This is a genomic window from Candidatus Eisenbacteria bacterium (assembly GCA_035577985.1).
Taxonomy (GTDB): Bacteria; Desulfobacterota; Binatia; order DP-6; family DP-6; genus DATJZY01.
The window spans coordinates 26,122-47,462 of record DATJZY010000077.1; the positions used below are offsets into that span (position 1 = coordinate 26,122).

General features: G+C 72.2%; 14 protein-coding genes. 6 read left to right on the top strand and 8 right to left on the bottom strand.

The features are described 5' to 3' along the window. Positions 1-15 precede the first annotated feature (15 nt). From VMS22_11585 to VMS22_11595, 3 genes are read left to right on the top strand one after another with little or no spacing between them, the layout of a single operon-like run. The gene (locus VMS22_11585) at positions 16-789 is read left to right on the top strand and encodes a class I SAM-dependent methyltransferase (protein HXJ34663.1); all 774 of its coding nucleotides are present in this window, start codon (positions 16-18) and stop codon (positions 787-789) included. Further along, on the top strand, positions 773-1,933 hold the full coding sequence (locus VMS22_11590) for a DegT/DnrJ/EryC1/StrS aminotransferase family protein (GenBank protein HXJ34664.1): 1,161 nt from the start codon (positions 773-775) through the stop codon (positions 1,931-1,933). The genes VMS22_11585 and VMS22_11590 overlap by 17 nt, the downstream gene beginning before the upstream one ends. Then, positions 1,930-3,252, top strand: a complete 1,323-nt coding sequence (locus tag VMS22_11595; GenBank protein ID HXJ34665.1) for a glycosyltransferase — start codon at positions 1,930-1,932, stop codon at positions 3,250-3,252. Before VMS22_11590 ends, VMS22_11595 begins: the two co-directional genes overlap by 4 nt. Before the next feature lie 63 nt (positions 3,253-3,315). On the opposite strand, the gene VMS22_11600 is transcribed toward VMS22_11595, so the two are convergent. Continuing rightward, the gene (locus tag VMS22_11600) at positions 3,316-5,727 is read right to left on the bottom strand and encodes an MASE1 domain-containing protein (protein HXJ34666.1); all 2,412 of its coding nucleotides are present in this window, start codon (positions 5,725-5,727) and stop codon (positions 3,316-3,318) included. Positions 5,728-5,900: 173 nt separating this feature from the next. Between VMS22_11600 and VMS22_11605 the strand changes: the two genes are divergently transcribed. Beyond that, positions 5,901-7,628 carry a hypothetical protein gene (locus VMS22_11605; GenBank protein ID HXJ34667.1) on the top strand — a complete coding sequence of 576 codons (1,728 nt, stop codon included), beginning with the start codon at positions 5,901-5,903 and terminating at the stop codon, positions 7,626-7,628. Next, the gene (locus VMS22_11610; GenBank protein ID HXJ34668.1) at positions 7,625-8,803 is read left to right on the top strand and encodes an SGNH/GDSL hydrolase family protein; all 1,179 of its coding nucleotides are present in this window, start codon (positions 7,625-7,627) and stop codon (positions 8,801-8,803) included. Before VMS22_11605 ends, VMS22_11610 begins: the two co-directional genes overlap by 4 nt. A 1,788-nt stretch (positions 8,804-10,591) precedes the next feature. On the opposite strand, the gene VMS22_11615 is transcribed toward VMS22_11610, so the two are convergent. From VMS22_11615 to VMS22_11645, 7 genes are read right to left on the bottom strand one after another with little or no spacing between them, the layout of a single operon-like run. Beyond that, complete coding sequence (locus VMS22_11615; GenBank protein HXJ34669.1) at positions 10,592-11,896, bottom strand: alkaline phosphatase family protein; 1,305 nt, start codon at positions 11,894-11,896, stop codon at positions 10,592-10,594. Between the two features lie 32 nt (positions 11,897-11,928). After that, positions 11,929-14,367, bottom strand: coding sequence for a hypothetical protein (locus tag VMS22_11620; protein HXJ34670.1), 2,439 nt, complete (start codon positions 14,365-14,367; stop codon positions 11,929-11,931). A gap of 15 nt (positions 14,368-14,382) precedes the next feature. Then, positions 14,383-15,465 carry an SGNH/GDSL hydrolase family protein gene (locus VMS22_11625; protein ID HXJ34671.1) on the bottom strand — a complete coding sequence of 361 codons (1,083 nt, stop codon included), beginning with the start codon at positions 15,463-15,465 and terminating at the stop codon, positions 14,383-14,385. Between the two features lies 1 nt (position 15,466). Beyond that, a complete protein-coding gene (locus VMS22_11630) occupies positions 15,467-16,207 on the bottom strand; it encodes a class I SAM-dependent methyltransferase (protein HXJ34672.1) in 741 nt (246 codons plus the stop codon). Continuing rightward, positions 16,204-17,814, bottom strand: a complete 1,611-nt coding sequence (locus VMS22_11635) for a glycosyltransferase family 39 protein (protein ID HXJ34673.1) — start codon at positions 17,812-17,814, stop codon at positions 16,204-16,206. The genes VMS22_11630 and VMS22_11635 overlap by 4 nt, the downstream gene beginning before the upstream one ends. Then, complete coding sequence (locus VMS22_11640) at positions 17,811-18,419, bottom strand: acyltransferase (protein HXJ34674.1); 609 nt, start codon at positions 18,417-18,419, stop codon at positions 17,811-17,813. The genes VMS22_11635 and VMS22_11640 overlap by 4 nt, the downstream gene beginning before the upstream one ends. A 57-nt stretch (positions 18,420-18,476) precedes the next feature. Next, positions 18,477-19,640, bottom strand: a complete 1,164-nt coding sequence (locus VMS22_11645) for a di-heme oxidoredictase family protein (GenBank protein ID HXJ34675.1) — start codon at positions 19,638-19,640, stop codon at positions 18,477-18,479. 182 nt (positions 19,641-19,822) lie between these two features. Here VMS22_11645 and VMS22_11650 point away from each other — a divergent pair, with 182 nt between their 5' ends. After that, entirely contained in the window at positions 19,823-21,256 is a 1,434-nt protein-coding gene (locus VMS22_11650) for an alpha/beta hydrolase (GenBank protein ID HXJ34676.1), read from the top strand. The last annotated feature ends 85 nt before the right edge of the window (positions 21,257-21,341 follow it).

The window sequence follows — 21,341 nt, forward strand, 5'->3', positions numbered from 1 at the left end:
CCGCCCCCGGCCGGCATGCTCCGCGAAGGCTACGAGGTCACGGCCACCTACGAGGCCACGCACTGGTGGTTTCGCTCCCGGCGCGATCTCGTGCTGCGCCAGGTGACGCGCGCGGCGGCGGCGGTCGGCGCGCCGGGGCGGCGCCTGCGCCTGCTCGACTACGGCTGCGGCACGGGCTTCAACCTGCCGTGGCTCGCCCGCTTCGGCGAGGTCGCGGGCGCCGACGTCGCCGACGAAGCGCTGCGGGAGTTCCAGAAGACGACCGGCTATCCGCTCCTCGACCTGCGCGACGACCTCGGCGCACACCACGGCCGCTACGACATCGTGCTCGCGCTCGACGTGCTCGAGCATTGCGACGACGACGTCGAGGGGCTCCGCGCGATGGAGCGCTTCGTCGCGCCGGGAGGACAGCTCGTCCTGACCGTGCCCGCGTATCGCTGGCTGTGGAGCGGCGAGGACGTGATCAGCCGCCACCGCCGGCGCTACACGCGCCGCATGCTGGTCGGAGCGTGCGAGCGGGCGGGGCTCCAAGTGCTCTACGCGAGCTACTTCAACCTCGCGATCCTCCCCGCCGTGGCGGCGGTCGTCTGGACCCGGCGCCTGCTCGATCCGGCGGCGCGCGAGCACTCGAACCTGCGGCCGACGGCGCCGTGGCTCAACGAGACGCTCTATCGGGTCACGTCGAGCGAGGCCCGCTGGGTCGGCGACGAGCGGCTCGCGATGCCGGCGGGCGCCAGCCTCGTCGCCCGCCTCGCCCGCGCGAAGAGCGAGCATGCAGCCGTGGCGTGACCGCTACCTCGTCTTCGGTGCCCCGTACATCGGGCCCGAGGAACGCGCCGAGGTGCTCGCCTGCATCGACTCGGGCTGGCTCGGCACCGGGCCGCGCGTGGCGCGCCTGCAGCGCGACTTCCAGGCCTACGTGGGCGGGGGGCCTGCCGTCGGCGTCGGCTCGTGCACGGCGGCCCTGCACCTCGCGCTGCGCGCGCTCGGCCTCGAGCCGGGCGCCGAGGTCGTCACCTCGCCGATGACCTTCTGCGCGACGGTGAACGCGATCATCCACGCCGGCTTGACGCCCGTCTTCGCCGACTGCGATCGCGCGACCATGAACCTCGATCCGGCGGCGGTCGCGGCCAGGATCGGCCCGCGCACGCGCGCGATCGTGCCGGTGCACTTCGCGGGACGTCCCTGCGACATGCCGGCGCTCATGGCGCTCGCGGAGCGCCACGGCCTCCGCGTGGTCGAGGACGCCGCCCACGCCATCGAGAGCACGATCGACGGCCGGCACTGCGGCACGTTCGGCGATTTCGGTTGCTTCAGCTTCTACGTCACCAAGAACGTCATGACGGTCGAGGGCGGCATGGTCGTGTGCCGCGATCCGGCGCTCGCCGAGCGGATCACCGTCGCGGCCCTCCACGGCATGAGCAAGGACGCATGGATGCGCTACGGCGACGACGGCTTCGTGCACTACGACGTGGTCGAAGCCGGCTTCAAGTACAACCTCACCGACCTCGCGGCGGCGTTCGGCATCCACCAGCTCGCGCGCGTCGAGCGCCTGTGGCACCGCCGTCGCGAGCTGTGGGACTTCTACCTGCGCGAGCTACGCGATCTCCCGCTCGTGCTGCCGGCGCCGTGGCCGGCGAACATCCGTCACGCGCTCCACCTCTTCACGTGCCTGGTCGACGATGGGCGCACGCGCGTCACGCGCGACCAGGTGCTGTCGCGCCTGCACGCGCTGCGAATCGGCACCGGCGTCCACTACCGCGCCGTCCATCTGCTCGACTATTACCGCCGTACCTACGGGCATCGCGAGGGGGACTTCCCGAACGCCGAGTGGATCGGCGCGCGCACGTTCTCGATCCCGCTCTCGGTCGCCGTGACCGACGAGGACGCGGCCGACGTCGTGCGGGCGCTCCGGGTCGTGCTCGGCGGATGACGGACCTCGACCTCTCGGTCGTGGTGCCGTGCTACGACGAGGCGCCGCACCTCGCGGCCAGCACGGCACGTCTGGTGGAGGTGCTCGACCAGACGCGGCTCGCCTACGAGATCCTCTTCGTCGACGACTGCTCGCGCGACGACACGCGACGCGTGATCCAGGAGATCTGCCGCACGACGCCGCGCTGTCGCTTCGTCTTCCACGAGAGGAATCGCGGCCGGGGCGGGGCGTTCAAGACGGGCTACGCGGCGACGACCGGACGCGTCACCGGGTTTCTGGACATCGACCTCGAGGTGGACGCGATCTACGTGCCGGCGCTCGTGACGCTCGTCGCGCGCCATGGCGTCGACGTCGCGACGGGGTTCCGGCACTACCTCCTGCGCCAGACGGGCGGCGTCCATCGCCACGTGCTCTCGATGGTCTATCGCGGGCTCCTGAAGGTGCTGCTCGACTGCGGCGTGCGCGACACCGAGACGGGCTGCAAGTTCTTCAATCGCGCCACCGCGACCGACGTCGTCCTGGGCTCCGAGTGCGACGGCTGGTTCTGGGACACTGAGGTGATGGCGCGCGCCGCGCTCGCGAACCTCCGCATCGTCGAGATGCCCGTCCTCTTCCTGCGGCGCATGGACAAGCGCTCGACGGTGCGCCTGCTGCCCGACACCTGGCAGTACCTGGTCGAGCTGTCGAAGTTCCGGCCGAAGGTGGGTCTCTCGCTCGCGAACAAGTCGCCGATCTACTGGACCTGCATCGGTTACGACGCCCTCATGCGGATGCTCTACGGGCGCCAGTACCTCGCGACCTACCGGGCGGTCGCCGACCGCATCCGGCCCGGCGCGAGCGTCGTCGACGTGTGCTGCGGCACCGGCCGGCTCTACCGCGACGCCTTGAAGGACCGTGGCGGCAGCTACCTCGGCCTCGACTTCAACGGCCACTTCGTCATGGGGGCGCGCAAGCGCGGCGTGCCGGTCCGGTCCTTCAACGTGCTGGCCGACCCGATTCCGCCCGCCGACTACGTCGTCATGTGCTCGAGCTTCTACCACGTGCGCTCGCAGGCCGACGCCGTCCTCGGGCGGATGCGGGCTGCGGCGCGCGAGGCGGTGATCCTCTCGGAGCCCGTCCACAACCTGTCGACGGCGGTCCCCGGCGTGATCGGGCGCCTGGTGGCGGCGGCGACGAACCCCGGCGTCGGGACCGAGCACATGGAACGCTACGACCTCGAAACCTTCCGCGCCTTCGCGGAGCGGCACGGCGCCTCGGCGTTCGTGCATGCACCCGGCGATCGCAACGCGATCGCGATCTTTCCGGGCGCGGGCGGCTGACGCGCCGGCGTCTCTCGCGGCACGTCGCGTCTAAGACCAACGGGCGGGACGCGCGATGAGGCCTCAGCTGAGCGCGCGCGAGACGCCCTCGGCGCCGGCGGCCGCGGGACGACCCAGCAATGCGGCGAGCGCGTCGATGTCGGGTGGCTTCACGAAGTGGTGGTCGAAGCCCGCCTCCATGGCGAGCTGCCTGTCCTCGTCCCTGCCGTAGCCCGACAGCGCGATGAACATGGTTCGATCGAGCGTCTTGCGCTCGCGAAGTGCACGCACGAGCTGGTAGCCGTCCATGCCGGGAAGGCCGATGTCGGAGACGACGACATCGGGGGTCCACTCGCCGACGACCTCGAGCGCGGCCCCGGCCGTCGCCGCGACGCGCACCTCGTGGCCGAGCGACTCGAACAGCTCCGAGAGGCTCTCGGCCGAGTCCTCGTTGTCCTCGACGATGAGCACGCGGGCGGGCGCGACCGGCCGGGCCGGTCGGACCGCGGGTTCCGCCTTCGGGACGAGCGCCGACGGAAGCCGCGGCAGGTCGACGACGATCTCGCACCCCGTTCCACCGGGGCTTCGTGCTTCCACCCGTCCCCCGTGCAGCTCGACCAGACGGCGCACGATGGTGAGCCCCAGGCCGAGGCCGCCGTGCGAGCGATCGAGCGAGCGCTCGCCCTGCACGAACAGGTCGAACACACGCGGGAGCAGATCGGCGGGGATTCCGACGCCCGTATCGCGGACGCGGATCCCGACCCCGTCCCCCGTGGTGTCCACGACGAGCGAGATCGAGCCGTTCGCCGGCGTGTACTTGACGGCGTTGCCGAGGAGGTTCGCGAATACCTGGGTCAGTCGCGCCGGGTCGCCGTCGACCCAGATGCGCTCTGCGGGGAGCCTCAGGTCGAACGCGTGGCCGCGCTCGTCGAGCAGCGGGCGAACCGAGTCGACGGCCCGTGCGACGACGTCGTCGAGCGCCGTCGGCTCCTTGCGGAGCACGATCTTGCCTTGCGTGATGCGCGACACGTCGAGGAGGTCGTCCACGAGCCGGACGAGCTGCTTCAACTGCCGCTCCGCGATGTCGAGGGCGCGCGCGCCGACCCCGCGGCGCAGCAGCTCGAGCGCGGTATGGAGCGGCGCCAACGGGTTGCGCAGCTCGTGGGACAGCATGGCGAGAAACTCGTCCTTGCGGCGGGCGGCGTCCGCGAGGTCGCGGGCGTGTGCGGCCAGCTCCGCCGTCATCCGATGTCGTTCCGTGGCGTCCATGGCCACGCCGATCATGCGCTCGGGGCGGTCATGCGCATCGCTCAGAACGTGCCCGATCCCGTTGATCCATCCGACGGTGCCGTCCGAGCGGAGATTGCGGTAATCGATTTCGTAGTCCGTTCCCTCCTCAACGGCGCGGGCGATGGCGGCGTCCACCTTGGCGTGGTCGTCCGGGTGTACGAGTCTTCGAAAGCCTTCGAACGTCCCCGGGAACGATCCCGGCGTGAGCCCGTGGATCGCCTCGAGGTTGTCCGACCACTTCACCTCGCCGGACGTGATGTTCCAGTCCCACACCCCCATCCGGCCGGCGGCGAGCGCGAATCGCAGGCGCTGCTCGCTCGCCTGCAGGCGGTCGTACTCGCGATTCACCTGGCGGCGAGCGACGTCTCGTTCGGTGATGGCGGCGCCGAGGAGGAGCCCGGTCACGGAAACGATGGCCATGAAGAGCTGCAGCAGGAAGAGGCTCTCCTCCACCGGCTCGCCCGTGAAGGGCCCCGAACCACGCACGGTGTTCGAGATCGCCAGTGCCGCCGTGACGAAGGTCACGGTCGCCGTTCCACGCTGTCCGAACCGCAGCGCCGCCCACACGACGAGGGGGAAGACGGCATAGTGGAACGGGTAGCCCGCGAGCGGGCCCACGTGACGCCCGGCAAACACCACGGCGCCGACGGCGAAGGTGGCGAGGAGGAGCGTCGCCGCCTCGCCGCGGCGCTCCGACGGGAGGAGAGCGGGCTGCGCCGTCGCCCACACGAGCAGCAGCGGCGCCGTGACGAGGTCGCCCAGGGCGTCGCCGATCCACCACGTCCACCACAATGTCGCGGACGCGCTCCACGGCTGCACGCCGCCGAGGCAGAGGCTCACGACGCCGATCGTGGCGGAAGCCATCGTGCTGCAGGCCGCGGCCAGAGCGACGAGGGCCAGCACGTCGCGCAGTCGGTCGAGCGCGGGACGCGTGTGCGCGCGCTCGAGCAGCCAGGCACCGATCAGGGCCTCCAGCGTGTTGCCGACGGCGATGCCGGCGGCCGTCCCCAGCGGCTCGTTCGCGGTCGCGTTCGCCAGGAAGGCGCCGAGAGCGATTCCGGGCACGACCCATCGACGTCCGAGCAGCACCACGCTCGCGAGCGCGATGCCGCTGGGTGGCCACACGAGCGTCACCTGCTCGGCCGAGAAGGCCATCGTGAGGCCGAGCTTCGCGGCGGCGAAGTACACCAGGGCCGTCGCGAGCATGATCACCACGCCCGGCGCACCGGCCCTGGATGGCCGTCCGTCTGTGCCGACCGCCTGGATCATTGATCGTCGCCCGCCTGCCGAACCGTACCCGTCCAGGCCCGAGCTGCGCAACGCCCGACGTCGATCCATCGGTTGACCCGGCGTCGGGTCGCATGTGACAGTGCGCCGCGATGATCCTGCGGGCGACGGCGCCGGTCGTCGTGCTCGCGGGCTACATCGCGGTGCTCGTCTGGCTCACGTGGCCGCTCGGCGCCCACCTGGGGACCCACCTCGCGAACACGCTCATCGTGTGTCGCACCGACATCCCGTACATCGCGTGGACGCTCGCCTGGCAGAGCCACGCCCTGGCGGCCGATCCCGCACACTACCTCGACGCCAACATCTACTGGCCGGCCCCGCACGCGCTCCTGTTCGGCGACCCCGGGCTCTCGGCGCTCCCGTTCTTCGCGCCCGTCTTCCTCGCGACCGGCAACCCGGCGCTCGCGATCAACGTCGTCTTCCTGCTCTGCCTCGCGCTCACGGCGACGTGCTTCCACGCGGTCGTGCGGCGGTGGACGGGATCGCACGCGGCCGGGATCGTCGCGGGCGCCGTCTTCCTGGTCGACCCGTGGGGCGTCTGGCGCTTCTTTCCCTGGGCCCCGAGCTACACCGTGCTGCTCGGTTTCCCGCTGCTCGTGTACCTCACGAGCCGCCCGAACCCGTCCTGGCGCCGGGCGCTGGTGCTCGTTCCCCTGATCGTCTTCCAGGCGCTCGCGAACCTGGTCTACCTCGCCGCGACCGTGTTTCCGCCGCTCGTCGTCCTCGCGGTGGCGCGCCTGGCGCGTCCGGCGACGCGCACGGCGGGCGTGCGGCTCGCGGCGGCACTCGGCCTGGCGCTCGTCGTGATGGCGCCGATCTACGTCGCGTACTTCGCGGTCCGCAGCGCCAACCCGGCCCTGCACGACCAGAGCATGTGGACCGCACGTCCCGACTCGCCGGCGCTGGCGGGCATACCGGTCGCGCCGATCGGCGGTATCCCGCGCATCGCGACGCGCGTGCCCGAGGACCTCGTGCGGCGCAGCGCGCCCACGTGGATCGCGGTGACGACGCTCGCCGTGGTCGTTCTCGGCATCTTCGCTCGCCTCGCGCGGCGCAGGGAGCCCGGTGCACCCGGGCAGGCGTGGCGGCACGCATGGCTCTGGACGGCGATGGGGTTTGCGATGGCGACGCCCGTCGTGACGCTGTTCGGGAGCGCACCGCTTCGCCTGCCGTACTTCGTCGCGCTCGAGCACCTGGTTCCGTTCGTGCCCGACACGATCCGCGACTTCTCGCGGCTCGGCATCGCGGCGATGATCGGTCTCGCGCTGGTCGCGGGGCTCGCGTTCGCCGAGATCGCGGCGTGGCTCGTCGCGCGGGGCCGTGGCCGGCTCGTTCCCATCGCCGCCGCGCTCGTGGTCGTACTCCTCGCCGTCGAATACGACGTCCCCGAGCGGCACCGGTTCGAGATCGCGCCGGCGATCGACGGCAGGTCCACGGTGATGGAGGCGCTCCGCGCCGGCCGGGGGCCCGTCCTCGAGCTCCCGGTCGGATGGCAGGGTACGCAGGCGTGGCCGCACGCACGCGCGATGTACCGGTCGATCTTCTACTGGCGGCCGCTGCTGAACGGCTACTCGAGCTACTGGCCGACCGGGTGGCCCGCCCGCATGCAGCTCGCGATGCGGCTCCCGGAGCGCGACGCGCTCGCGACCCTGCGACGGGAGACGGGCCTCGCCTCGCTGATCGTCGACACGGCGTACGTCGACGCGGGCACGCGCGCCGCCTGGCTCGCGCTCGCGACCGCGGGCGGGCGCGACGGCCTGCGGCTCGTCGTGCGCGACGGCGATCTCCTGCTGTTCGCGGTCGGGGACGCGCCCTCGTGAAGCGATCGGGCTGGGGCTCCTCCGGCGCTCTCGAGCTGGGCCTGCGGGTCGCCGGCTTCGAGTACCACGCGCCCGAAGTCGTGGTCGGCGCCGGGCAGGGTCTCAACCGCTTCGACCCGCGCTGGCTCTGGGAGCCGCGTCCAGGGGCGACGGCCGACCGCTGCGGCAACACGATCAACGCCGACGGCTACCGCGGCGCACCGCATCCCCGCACGCCGCCGCCAGGGGTGCTGCGCATCGCGACGATCGGGGACTCGAGCACGTTCGGTCTCGGCGTGTGCACGCCCCAGACGTATGCCATGCAGCTCGAGCGACACCTCCCGCGCAGCAAGGTCCTGAACTTCGGCGTGATCGGCTTCACGGCGCTGCAGGGATCGCGGCTGCTGGAGGGGCGGGTGCTCGCCTACCAGCCGCGGGTCCTCGTGGCAGCGTTCGGCGCCGTCAACGAGGCGATCCCCGCGCTCGACATGGACGTGGAGACGCGCCTCGCGCGTGCGGCCAGCGTCCAACCGTGGGCGATGCGCCTGCGCGACCTGCGCATCATGCAGCTCGCCGAGCGATGGATCCTGCCGCCCTTGCCGCTTCCGGGGCCGGAGGACGTCGTCCCGAAGGGCGTCGACTCGGCGCCGAACGAGACCGTCGACAGCTTCGCCCGCGCCCTGCGGGCGATCGTCGAGACGAGCCGCGCCCACGGCGCGGAAGCCGTGCTCGTGGTTCCGCCGCGCCGCGGCGACTACGAGGCGAAGTGGGCCACGTTCCCGGCCTACGATGCAGCCGTGCGCGGCGCGGCCGCCGCCACGGGCGCACCGCTTGCCGACGTCCACGACGCCTTCCGGAGCGACCCGCGCGGCGACGATGTCCTGTTCGTCGACGCCGTGCATCCGAGCGCGGCCGGGCACGAGCTCTATGCGCGGGTGGTGGCCGATGCGGTCCGGAAGGCGCTGCTCGCCGTAGCGGGTGGTACGCGACGAGGCGCCGTCGCGAGCGCGAGCAGCGCCGGCAGGATCGCGAGCGCGAGCAGCGCGACCACGGCGCCCTCGCGCAGCCCCTGGATCTCGTACGCGACCACGATCTCGTGGTTGCCGGGCGGAACGAGGAGCGCCTGGAAGAAGCCGCCTGCGGGGACGAGCGCGGCGGGGCGACCATCGAGCGTGGCTTCCCAGCCGCCCCGATGAGCGTCGCGCGCGACGAGCCAGGTCGGGCGATCGACGCGCACGCGCATGCGGGCGAGCTCCGGGGTCTGGCGCAGCACGAGGAGCGTGCCGCGCGGGTCGCCGCTCCAGGTCGTGCCCGTGGGCGTCGTTTCGACGTCGGCGTGATCCGACGTGAGCGCCTCGCCGCGCCGCGCGCGCGCGATCATGTCGTCGGGACCGAGGGCGGTGGCCTCGGCGGCCAGCTGGAAGCGCGGCGCGGCGGCGAACGGGGGACGCAGCGCCCGCAGACCGGATCGCACCGGCGGCCCGGCGAACTTCGCCTCCAGCAGCGTGGCTTCGACACGGCTCCCCGCCTGCACGACGACCGCGTCGGCTCCGACCTGACGCACGAGCGCAACGGCGGCGTTCGGGTCGGCCGACTCCATCACGGCGAGCTGCCGCCACGCCGGCAGGGGTCCGACACCGTTGAGCGACCCCACGTCCCACAGCGATCCGTAGTTGAGGCCGACCTGGCGTAGCGGCGGGCCGTCCGCGAGCGCGAGCCAGCGCGCCGCGCGCAGGCCGCCGGCGATCGCTTCGGGGCCCTCGCGCAGGAGCGGCGCAAAGGCGCCGCCGGAGAAGGGAGCAGGCGCGACGAGGGCGCGCGTCCCGGCGAGGAACCACGTGCTCGTCACGAGGGCGACGGCCGCCACGACCAGCGTGACGGCGGGTTGCCATTGCCGGCTCGACCGCGCGAGGCGCTCGACCCCGACGCCGGCCAGGACCGGCACGAGGAACGCGGTCACGTAGAAGAGCTTCACCGGTCCCGCGAAGAAGCTGAAGGGTGGCACGGAGTGGAGGAGATGGAAGAGCGTGGTGGGGCGGGTCGCGAGCACGGCCGTCGTGAGCGCGGCACCGGCGAGCACGCGCGCGGTCGGGCGCGGCGTGGTCGCGCCGAGGACCGCCAGCGCGACGGCGACGGGCGCGAGCTTGCAGGGTAGGAGTGGCGAGATGGGGGACCTACGGACGACGTCGAGCCACCCGCCGGGCGCGAGCGCGAACGTGTCGAGCGCAGCGAGCGCCGCGGTGTGCTCGGGACCGAGCCGCGTCGAGTCGCGCGCCATCGCGAGGCCCGAGAGCAGGGGCGGCGAGGCCAACGCGACGCCGGCCGCACCGACGACGGCGGCGATCGCGAGCCGCCGCGCGAGCGGCACCCTCGCGCCGGTGACGATCAGCATGAGCGCCACGACGCCGCTGTAGAGGGCGAACTGTGGATAGCCGGCGTATACCTGCGCCGCCAGCGCCGCCGCGGCGAGCGCGCCGTAGCGCGGCGACGGCGCCGCGGCGAGGCGGACCGCGGCGCCGAGGAGCCAGGGCCACCAGGCGAGCGCAGCCCAGTACTCGATCCACGTGCGAGCGATCTGCACGAGCGTCGGGTTGGTGGCGACGAGTCCCGTGGCCACGAGGGTCCCTGCGGGGCCGACGCCGAGGCCGGTCATCAGCCACACGACGCCGGCGAGGAGCACGCCCAGGTGGACGCACGCGATGACATCGATCGCACGGAGGTGCGGAAAGGGCACCAACCCGTAGCCGAGATAGTACGGCGGATAGAGCGCCCCGATGACCGCATCCGATGCGAGCGGCGAGCCGCCCCAGCGTCCGATCGACCAGCGAGGCAGGTGGCCTGCGCGCACTTGACGATAGGCATCGGCGAGCACCGGGTGCTCGAGCATCGCGTTGTCGCCCCCCAGTGCCAGCGGCTCGGGGCGCGTCAGCACCCAGGCGCTCGCCGCCACGACCAGGGCGAGCACGATCGCGTACGCGCGGCCGTTACTGGAGGTAGCCAAGCGCCTTCAGCTGGTCGCGGATCTCCTCGTCGATGGGCGACGTGATCGGAGCTTCGGGCTTCTTGGCGCCGCCGTGCTCGTAGGAGCCGATGCGCTCGATGGGACGCGGCAGCGGCGTCTCGAAGAACGCCTCGATGACGCGACCGTCCATGTCGTCGGCGACCGGGAGGCCGAGGAGGTAGAGGATCGTCGGCGTCACGTCGACGATGCTGGCGCCGTCGACCCGGACGCCCTTCTTCACGTGATCGCCGGCGACCACGATGATGCCTTCCTTGCGGTGATCGCCGGAGAGCGGCATGCCCTCGGCCGTCTTCCCCGTGGCGGGGCCGAAGCCGTGATCCGAGACGATGACCGTGATCGCGTCGGGCCCCGCGGCCGCCGTGAGCTCGCCCAGGTACCGATCGACCTTCTTGTAGTAGCTCGGGATCTTGTCCTTGTTCGCCGCCATCGCGTCGTCGGGGATGGGCGTGCCCGTCCACGTCCACGGCTCGAAGAAGCGCCAGAAGAGGTGCGACATGGGATCGATGCCCCAGATGAACACCATCGTGACGTCCCAGTCGGACTTCTGCATCAGGTACTTCGCGATCCGCACGCGCGTCTCGTCCACGCGGTGCGGCTCGAACAGGCGCGCCAGCTTCTCGATCTCGGGTGTGCCGTCGGGCTTGAACTTGAGCTCGAGGCCGTCGATCTTCGCGACCTCCTGCATGCTCGGCACGATCGGCAGCAGCTCCTTCAGGAGCTCGCGCGGATAGGTGCGTCCGCCGAGCTTTTCCTCGTCCTGCTCGGAGACCGGCCAGAAGGCGCTCTGATGGCGCGGCAGGAAGTGGTCGGTCACGACGTAGCCGTTGACCGTCTCCGCCGGCCAGCTCGCGTACCAGCCGACCACGTTCACGCGAAGCTTCTTCTGCGACAGGATGGTCCACAGCGCCTCGCGGGTGCGCAGGTTGCTCGAGACCGGCGTCTGCTTGCCGCTCGCCGGATCGGTCTCCGTGAAGCCGTGGACGCCGTGGCGCTCGGGGAAGGTGCCGGTGGCGATCGTCGTCCAGAGGGCGGGCGACACCATCGGGTCCATGGAGATGAGGTCGCCGTGCACGCCGCGGTCGACGAGCGCCTTCAGGTTCGGCAGCTCGCCCTTCTCCATCATCGGCTCCGCGACGTGCCAGGTGGCGGCGTCGACGCCGATGAGGATCACCTTGGGACGCGGCCCGGGCGGTGGCGCCTCCGAGCATCCGCCGGCGAGGAGCGCGACGATGCCCGCGAGCATCGCGGCGCGGCAGGCGCGTGGCATTGGGGGTGAGCTACCATCGACCCCCCGGGGTTTCAATTCGTCGCCGCCGCCGGAATGCGGGCGAAGGCGAGCAGGCCGAGCGCATAGACGCCGAGGGCGACGAACATGACGGCGCCGAAGCCGATCGTCATCGACAGCACCGTCGCGGCGACCGAGCTCACGACCGAGCAGAAGCCGTTCACGGCCCACGCCCACGCGACGTAGCCCTGCGGATCGTTCGAGACGGCGGCCACGCGGCGCAGCCCGAGCGGCATGAAGACGCCGAGGCAGAGGCCGAGCGGCACGAGCACGACGACGGCGAGGGCGACGCGCGCGGCGAACGGCCACGGCACGGCGAGCGCCACGAGCGGCGTCAGGCCGGCCTCGTAGAACACGACGAGCCCGGTCAGCACCGCAAACAGGCGCGCGAGGACGCGCGTCGACACCACCTGCAGGCGTTCGCTCGCGAGGCTGCCGATCCCGGTCGCGACCAGCAGCGAGAAGAGCGTCACCGTGAGCGAGTAGGTGGGGAACCCGAGCAGCAGCGTCAGGCGCTGGATCAGCGAGACCTCGAGGAACATGAAGCCGACGCCGAGCGCGGCGAAGTACACGACGGCGAAGCGCTTGTACGGCACGGCGGCCCAGCGCCGGCGCTGCGCCAGCAACGGCAGGAGGAGGAAGACCGCGGCGAACACCACGACGACGGCGAGGAGGAGCACGAGGAGCCGCTCGCCGAGGCCGTCCTCGAGCACGACGGCGGAGGTCGGGTCGGGGTTCGCGCGCAACGCCTCGCGGAACGGCACGAAGTGCCAGAAGAACGGGGCGTCGTCGGTGACCGGACGGACGTCGAACGGATAGGTGCGATACCACTCGCGCAGCTCGTCCGGCGGGCGCGTCAGCACCTGCTCGATCGAGGGGCTGTCGGCGGGCGAGCCGGGGGCCCAGCGCACGCGGCCGCCGTCGATCTCCGCCGTCGCGTCGACGAAGCGCTTCACCTCCTCGTCGCTGAACGGCGTGAGCTTCACCAGGATCGTCGAGGTGAGGAACCCGAAGCCCTTGGTCGTCGCGACCAGCACGTGACGGCGCGGGTCCGCCACGCCGAGGCGCGCCAGCGCCGCGCGCACGGTGCCGACGTAGCGGGTCGTGCGGTTCGGCTTGCGCTCGAAGCTGCCCTCGCCGAACTGCGTGCAGATGATGCCGCCCTCGGCGAGCGCGCGCAGGCTGTCGACGATCATCTCGGCCGTGTAGAGGTAGCTCTCCGAGAGCACGTACGCGCCCGCCGTCGCGGCGTTCATGGCGGCGTAGCTGTCCGGCGCCACGAACCAGACGAGGTCGAACTGGTGCGGGCGCGCCATCAGGAACGAGCGGCCCTCGGCGTTCACGAGCGTCACCTTCGGATGCTCGGCCATGCGGCCCGTGTAGTCGCGGAAGTAGGTCGTGAGGAGCGAGACCGTGACCGGGTTCAGCTCGACCGCGGTCACGTGCTGGGCCTCGAAGTAGAGCGAGGCCAGGATCTCGTTGCCGCCCGCCGCGCCGATGATCGCGACGCGCGGCGCGCGTCCCAGCACCTTGAACGGATAGGAGCGCGTCGCCGTGTCGTAGCGCGTGAGCGTCGCCGGGTCGCCGTTCCATTCGGGGAGCACCGACCCCCACGTGCCGTCGTGCATGATCATGCGCTGGCTCGACGGCGCGCCCGGTACGCCGAACGTGTTGCGCACGTCGACGCGGAAGATGGGGCTCCAGCGCGTGAACATGGGCCGCGGTCCGTTCTGGGGGCTCATGGTCTTCACGCGATCGGTGACCGGATCGGGCAGCCGGTCGGCGCCGAGCGCCGCAGCGAGGAGGACGACCGCGAGCGCGCCGAGCGCGAGGCGCCCGGTCGACCCGGCGAGCCGCAGGCCCGCCACCGCGAGGATCGCCCCGCCGAGCAGCACCGCGCCGGGCGGCGAGAGCACGACCAGCAGGGGAACGCAGACGGCGCAGCCGAGGCCGGCGCCCACGAGATCGGCGAAATAGAGGCGGTTCGCGCGCGACGCGTCGTCGGAGAGGATGGCGGCGACCGCGATGCCGGCGGCGAGGAAGGGCACGAAGAGGGCGAAGCACACGCCCAGCAGGGCGGCGCTCTCGCCGAGGACGACCGACCAGTCGCCCTTCGAGACGGCCGCGACCAGGTCGAGCGCGTTCACCTGCACCAGCGCGACGGCGAAATACCCGGCGAAGACCCCGGCGCTCCCGGCGAGACAGCACGCCGGGAGCAGGCGCGCGAGCGGCCAGCGCCGGGAACCCTCGCGCATGGCGACCAGGACGCCGCCCGACCCGATGCCGAGGAGCGCGATCCCGATGATGACGTACGTGAAGTAGTAGACGAGCTTGAAGGAGAAGATGCGCGTGTAGCTCACCTCGAGCAGGATGAGCGCGAGCGAGACGAGGAAGATCTCGGCGTACGGCGCACGAGCGTCCGCCGGGGCGCGATCGGGGTGCAGGTCGGGCATGGGCGTCCCGGCCTTCTACTGGAGACGGACGGCGCCGCGAAATGCGCCCCGGCATCCCTCGAGCGCCGCCGCGCGCACCACGTCGCCCGCGAGCAGCGCCATGTGGTCGGCTCCCGCCTGCGTGAAGTGGCCCGCCGTGTCCGAGAACTCCGCCGCGCCGAGCGCCTCGTGGAGGTCCACGAACGTGCCGCCGTTCTCCTCGACCACTCGGCGCAGCACGGCGAAGCGGCGCGCGTAGCGTTCGGCGTCGTAGCCGACGGTGTGCGCCATGGTCTCGTGGGGCAGGGGCGTCCCGATCACGACGACGCAGGCCCCGCGCCGGACGGCATGGCGGACGGCGGCTCCCATCATGCGGACGATCGGCTGTGCGGGCGTGACCTCGACGTCGGACTCGGCAAGGGCGACGCGCACCGCGGCGACCTTGGTCATCAGCGATCCGCCGGGCTGCGGCGGCCCGAGGATCGCGAACGCGACGGCGCGGTTGGCGAGCACGCGGCCTCCCTCCCACCAGCGAAAGAGCTGCTCCACGCGCGCCGAGCGCAGGGCCTGCGCGAGCGCGAGCCGCGGCGGCGTGAGACCCCGCTCGGCGAGCGGCAGCCCCGGCGTCTCCACGAGGGCGGCGGGCTCCAGGACCGACGCCAGGTCGCTGAAGGTCGGGCGCTCGACGAACGGTCCCTCGATCTCGAGCGTCCGGCGCGGCGCGAAGAGGCGCAGGTGCGCGATCAACACCAGCACGTCGGGATGCAGGCGTTCCATCACCGCGGTGGTGAGGAAGTAGTAGCCGTAGAAGTCCATGCCGAGCCACCCGAGGATGCGCGAGCGGACGCCCTGGGGCCGCAGCGTCTGCGAGAGGGCGTTCGCGTACGACGGCCCCTTGAAGCCGAGGATCGTCGAGTCGCCGAGCCAGACGAGGCTCCGTTGCGTCGCGCCCTGGTCGAACGCGCTCCACGGCGCGAGCTGCTTGTGCACGAACGGCCGGTGCGCGTAGCGACCGCCGCCCTCCTCGTCGGCCGCGGCGCCGAAGTACCGCACGCCGGCCCAGGCCACGAGGCCGAGGGTCGCGAGATAGACGACGACGATCGTGACGACGCGGTGCACGCTACCGGCGCCGGGCCCGCACGACGGTGTACGACCAGCGGTCGCGTGGCAGGAGGCCGGCGGCGAGCCGCTCGGTGCCCTCGAAGAGCCTCGTCGCGGCTCGCACCCGCCCGAGCGCGGGCACGCCGAAGCGGTGGTGGAGGACGAGCCGGCGCAGCGGGAATCCCTGCGCCATCTCGGTACGTACCTCGCCGAGCGGAAGGCCGGCCAGGAGCGCCGACACGGTCGCCGGCGTGAACTCGCGCAGGCGCGCCTCGGCCGCGACCAGGCGCGCCTGCAGCGCGATGAGTGGATTGCGTCCGTTCGGCTCGACCACCACGAGCGTGCCGCCCGCGCGCAGCACGCGCGCGGCCTCGGCTGCCGCACGTCGAGGATCGGGCAGGTGGTGGAGGACGTCGCGCACCAGCACGCTGGCGAAAGCGCCGTCGCGAAACGGCAGCGCGCCGGCGTCGGCGACGGCGAGCCGCGCCGCCGGCACCGCCCCGGCGGCGAAGCGGGCCTTCTGGTGGTAGCGGTCGATTCCAACCGGATGGCCACCGCCGCGCGCCAGGCGCGCGAGGTTCGTCCCCTCGCCGCAGCCGATCTCGAGGCACGGAGGGGCGAGCGACGGCAGGAGCGGCGCCAGGAGCTCGTCCTCGACCGGCGCGAAACCGGGATCCTCGGTCGTCCAGCGGTAGTGCGCGACGTCGGCCTCGGCGAAGTGCCGGTCCTGCGTCGCCTGGAAGGCGCCCGGCGCGCTCACGGCGCCGGCTCGACGGCCCACACGCGCACGAGCGGGCCGGGTCGCACGACCGCGGCGCCGTCCCACATCGGCACGTAGTAGGCGTCCTCGCGCTCGAAGCCGCCGCCGGGGCGGCCGAGGTAGGGGCTGAACTCGGCGAGCAGGCGCAGGCGCGGCGCGATCGCGTTCCACTGCTGCGGGACGAGCTGCGAGAACGGCAGGAGGTGCTGGTGCGTCACGACGTGCGTGACGCCGTGGCCGTCGAGGTTCGTGTCGCCCCACGGCAGCGCCGCCGCCGTCGCGCCGGCCGGAAGATCGGGATCGGCGATCGGGAAGATGAAGCTCCCGAGGCGCGCCACCACCGCCCCGGGTGGAAGGTTCGCTTCCATCCAGCGCGTGGCGAGGACGCGCGTGTCGGTCTCGGCGGCGATCCTGTCGTAGAAGACCGACGCCCGCGCGGGCTCGCCGACGAGGAGCAGCGTGGCGGTGAGCGTCGCCGCGGCCCGCAACGCCGGCGTGTGGATGCGCCCGAGCAAATCGACCACGAGCCAGGCGACGAGGATCGCGAGCAGCGGCACGATCGGCGTGAGGTAGCGCGCCAGCATCACCGGCGACGCGCCGATGGCGAGGTAGTGGACGACGACGTAGGCGGCCGCCGTCCACAGGACCGGGGTGCCGCGGCGGAGCGCCGTCACGACCGCGAACGGGACCAGCACCGTCAGCACGAGCCCACAGCCGCGGCGGAGCGACACGGCCACGTGATACCCGAACGCCCGCGTGCGAAGCCATTCGGCGGCGGAGAGGATCGTCGACGGGGCAGGCCCGTGCGCATGCGGGCGACTCTCGTAGACAGCGCGCGCATACAGGCGTCCTTCGGCGACGACGTTCGGATAGTCGAGGACGAGGAACGGCGACGCGGCCAGGAAGGTCCCGAGCGCCGTGGCGCAGAGCCCGGCCAGCATGCCGCTCGGCATGGCCCGGCGGAGGAGGGAGCCCGAGCGCGCGCGCAGGTCGAGGAGCCAGGCCGGCACCAGGAGCAGGATCGCGGTGTACTTGAACGCCGTCGTGACGCCGATCGCGGCGCCTGCGACGAACGCATCGCGGCCCGTCCGCGAGGTCGACCACCTGCCGAGCAGTGCGACACACGCGAGCGTGCCGAGCGCCAGGAACGACTCGCTCTTCATGGCGTGGGTGTCGCGCACGTGCAGGACGTTGGTGGCGACGACGAGCGCGGCGATGGCGCCCGCCGTGCGGCCGGCGGCGCGCGCCGCGACGGCGTAGGTGAGGGCGACGGTCGCCGTGCCCGCGAGCGCCGAGAGGATGCGCCCGTAGAGGATCAGGCGGGGCAGGTCGCTCCCGAGCAGCGTCGCGAAGTCGGCAGCCGGCGCCCACAGGCGCGTCACGGCGAGCACGGCCTCGTCCCACAGCCAGATCGTCCAGAAGAAGAGGTTCGGGTAGACGAACCAGTGCGGGTTGAGGTCACCGCTCGGGAAGCCCGCCATGCGCGCGAGCGCCTCGCGCTCGTCGGGGCGCCCGTTCACGAACGGCAGGCTCTGCTCGATCCCCCACAGGCGCAGCGCCGCGGCGAGCGCGACGATAGAGAGCGGAAGCCAGGCGCGACGGATCACTGCGGAGGCCGCGGCCGCGTGCCGATCTGCCGTGCCGGGGCGCCGGCGACGATCGTGTAGGGCGCGGTGTCGGCCGTGACGCCCGCGCCCGCGCCGACGACGGTGCCGGGCGCGATCGTGACCCCCGGCATGATCGAGACGTTGGCGCCGATCCACACGTCGTCGCCGATCGTGACCGGCTCGACGACGTGCCCCTGCAGGACGATGGGGACGGAGGGGTCCGTCCAATGGTGACGCGAGGTCACGATGACCGCGTTCGGGCCCACCAGCACGTTCGAGCCGATCGTGAGCCCACCGCGCGCATCGACGAAGACGCCGGCGTTCACGTGCAGGTTGCGCCCGGCGGCGATCCCGTAGGCGTGCATGATGCGCGCGCCCGGGTACAGGAAGCAGAACCCGTCGAGCCGAGCGAAGAGCGCGCGATAGAGAAGGTAGCGGAGGCCGAAGCCCGTGAGGCCCGGGATCGAGCGCAGGAGCCACCCGATCCATTCCTCCGCCCACACCGAGGCGAGCCGGCGCAGTCCGTACGTGCGCACGAAGCCGCGGATCTGGCCGACGGCCGACGCGGGTCGCGGCGCCAGCGCGCGGTCGGCCTCGGCTCGCATCCGCCCCATGGTAGGGCGTCGGGGCGAAGATGGGAAGCAACGCCCCTCGCCGCCGGGTCAGAGTCGGCGGAGGAAGCGCAGGAGAAGGCGCTGATCGCTCGGCTCGAGCGCCGCGAACGCCGCGCTCGCCGCCGCGCCCTGCCCGTCGTGCTGCAGGATCGCATCGGCGATGGACGTCGCCCGCCCGTCGTGGAGCAGCCGGTGCTGCCGGCGGATGCCCCACAGCGGCGCGGTGCGCATCTCGCCCTCGCGCGCGTCGCCCTGCGCGATGCCGTCGCCGAGGGACCCCATGTCGTGGAGGAGGAAGTCCGAGTACGGCTGGAACGTCACGTGATCGAGCGCCGCGACGTCGCTGGTCCCGGTCTGCAGCTCCGGCCGGTGGCAGTCGTCGCAGCCGATGCGCGCGAACACCGTCGCGCCGTCCGCTGCGCGGCCCTCGATCGGTCGCGAGGGCGGCGGCGCCAGCAGGCGCATGAAGGCGAGGAACTTCTCGACGTCGCCGTCCTCGTCCTCGGGATCGTCGGCGGGATCGCACGCGAGCGCCGCGCAGTCGCCCTGCGGGCACTGCTCTTCGGGGAAGAACTCGCTCGTGATCCCCATCTCCATCAAGTAGGCCTCGCCCGAGAAGTGGTGGAGCGTCGCCACCTGCGCCTTCCACCCGAAGCGGCCGACCCGGGTGGACGCGGTCGGCGCGTCGGCGACCATGTGCACGCGTCCCGCCGTTTGCGGCGAGCGCTGGCGCTCGCTCGCGGCGAGCTGCACGAGCGTCGCGTCGGGAACCGCGTCGACGAGACCCAGACCGAAGAGCGGCGTCGTGCGACGACCCGCCGTGACGTTGGCGATCGCGGGCACGACTTCGCCGGCGTAGTCGCACGTATCGACCGTGCCGATGCCCTTCACCTGAATGAGCGAGCCGCCGAGCGCGTCGAGCGGATCGAATCCCGACAGGCGCGCGCGACCGAATCGCGTCTCGACGACGCGGCTCGCGCCGCCGACCGCCGGAACGCGGTGGCAGGCGCCGCACGACGAGTCGTTGAAGACGGGGCCGAGCCCTTCGTCTGCATCCTCGGTGGTTCGGAACGCGTTCCTTCCCTCTTCGAAGCTCGCCAGGTCGCCCTCGCCGAGGTCGGGAAGCGGCCCCCCGAAGCGCGCGTGCGCCGCGTCGGGCGCGAGCACCGCGAGCGCGAGCGTTCCGACGAGCACGCCGACGTCGAATCGCATGACGGTGCCGTAGCAACGCACGTGCGCCGCCGTCAACGAAAAATTCGTACAAGGCCTCTGCGCTCCGACGAAGGACCTAGAGGACCGATCGGTCCGTCCCGTGCGCCGTTGACGTCGTTCGCCGGACCGGACGCGCCGCCCATCGTTGACCCCGCCTTCGGCCGCGATGGTAGGGTCCCTACATGGGGTGCCGGCTCCCGCTCGTCGCGTTCGTCGTCCTGTCCGTCGTCCCCGCGGCGCCTTCCGCGGACCAGACCATCCTCGGGAGCGCCTTCACCGTGAAGGATCCCGGCACGGCCGCCAAACGGAAGATCACCGTCACGGCCAAGGAGTCCGCGAGCCCCGACTCGCTGGTCGGCGATCCGACGGCTGGCGGCGCCAGCGTGACGATCACGGCCAACGGCGCGACGTCGAGCGCCGAGACGTACGCCCTGCCTGCCGGCACGAGCCCGACGACGCTGAAGCCCTTCTGGACCGGCGACGCGCTGAAGGGCTTCAAGTATCGCGACGCGAAGGGCGAGAACGGGCCCGTCAAGCTCGCACAGATCAAGGTGTCGAACGGAACCTTCCGCTTGAAGGTCGGGCTCGACGGGAAGCTGGGCCCGATCGGCGTCGTGCCCCCGAACCCGGGCTCCGACGGCTGCGTGCTGCTGACGATCGTGGGCGGCGATTCGTACAGCGTCCGGTTTGCGGACGGCAAGCTGACGAACAATGGCCCCGAGCTCTTCAAGGTCGCGAAGCCGACGACCGAAGGGTCGTGCGTCACGACCACCACGACGACGACCAGCACGTCGAGCTCGACGACCACGTCGAGCAGCACGAGCACGACGCTGCCGTCGCTGCCCTTCTTGACGCCGCCGGGACCGGCCCCGCTGCGCTATCGCGATCTCGTGTTCGACACCGTGGATACGACCACCGACATCGTCTACGGCAGCGCCACCAACATCGCCGGCCAGACGATCACGCTGACGCTCGATCTCTACGAGCCCGCGCTCGACACGGCGACCGCCCGTCCCGCCATCGTGTGGGTGCACGGCGGCTCGTTCGCCGCCGGCGACAAGACGTCGCCGGAGCTGGTCGACGAGGCGAACACCTTCTCCCGCAAGGGCTACGTGAACGTGTCGATCAACTACCGGCTCGAGCCCCCCGGCTGCACGGCGGCGGTGCCGACGCTCACCTGCGTCATCGCGATCGGCGAGGCGCTGCAGGACGCGCAGACGGCGGTGCGCTTCCTGCGCACGAACGCCGCCACCTACGGCGTCGACGAGAGCCGGATCGCCATCGGCGGCTCGTCGGCCGGCGCGATCACCGCCCTCAACGTGGGCTTCAGCTCCGGCGAGGACGCGACGGCGGCCGTGGCTGCCGCGGTGTCGCTCTCGGGAGGCCGTCTGCTGGGTACCGTCGGACCCGGCGATGCGCCGAGCCTGCTGTTCCACGGCACGGCCGATCCGATCGTGCCGTACCAGTGGGCCGTCGACACGCTGAACGCGGCGACCGCCGCCGGCCTCGACTCGTTCCTCACGACCTGGGAGGGCGCCGGCCACGTGCCGTACGTGCAGCACCGCACCGAGATCCTCGATCAGACGACCAACTTCCTCTACTGGGAGCTCCAGTAGTTCCGGCCCGAGACTACGTCTCGGGTCGGGGGCGAGAGTGTAGCGTCGGTGGCACGCGCGACCGGTATGCCGCGGCCGGCGAAGC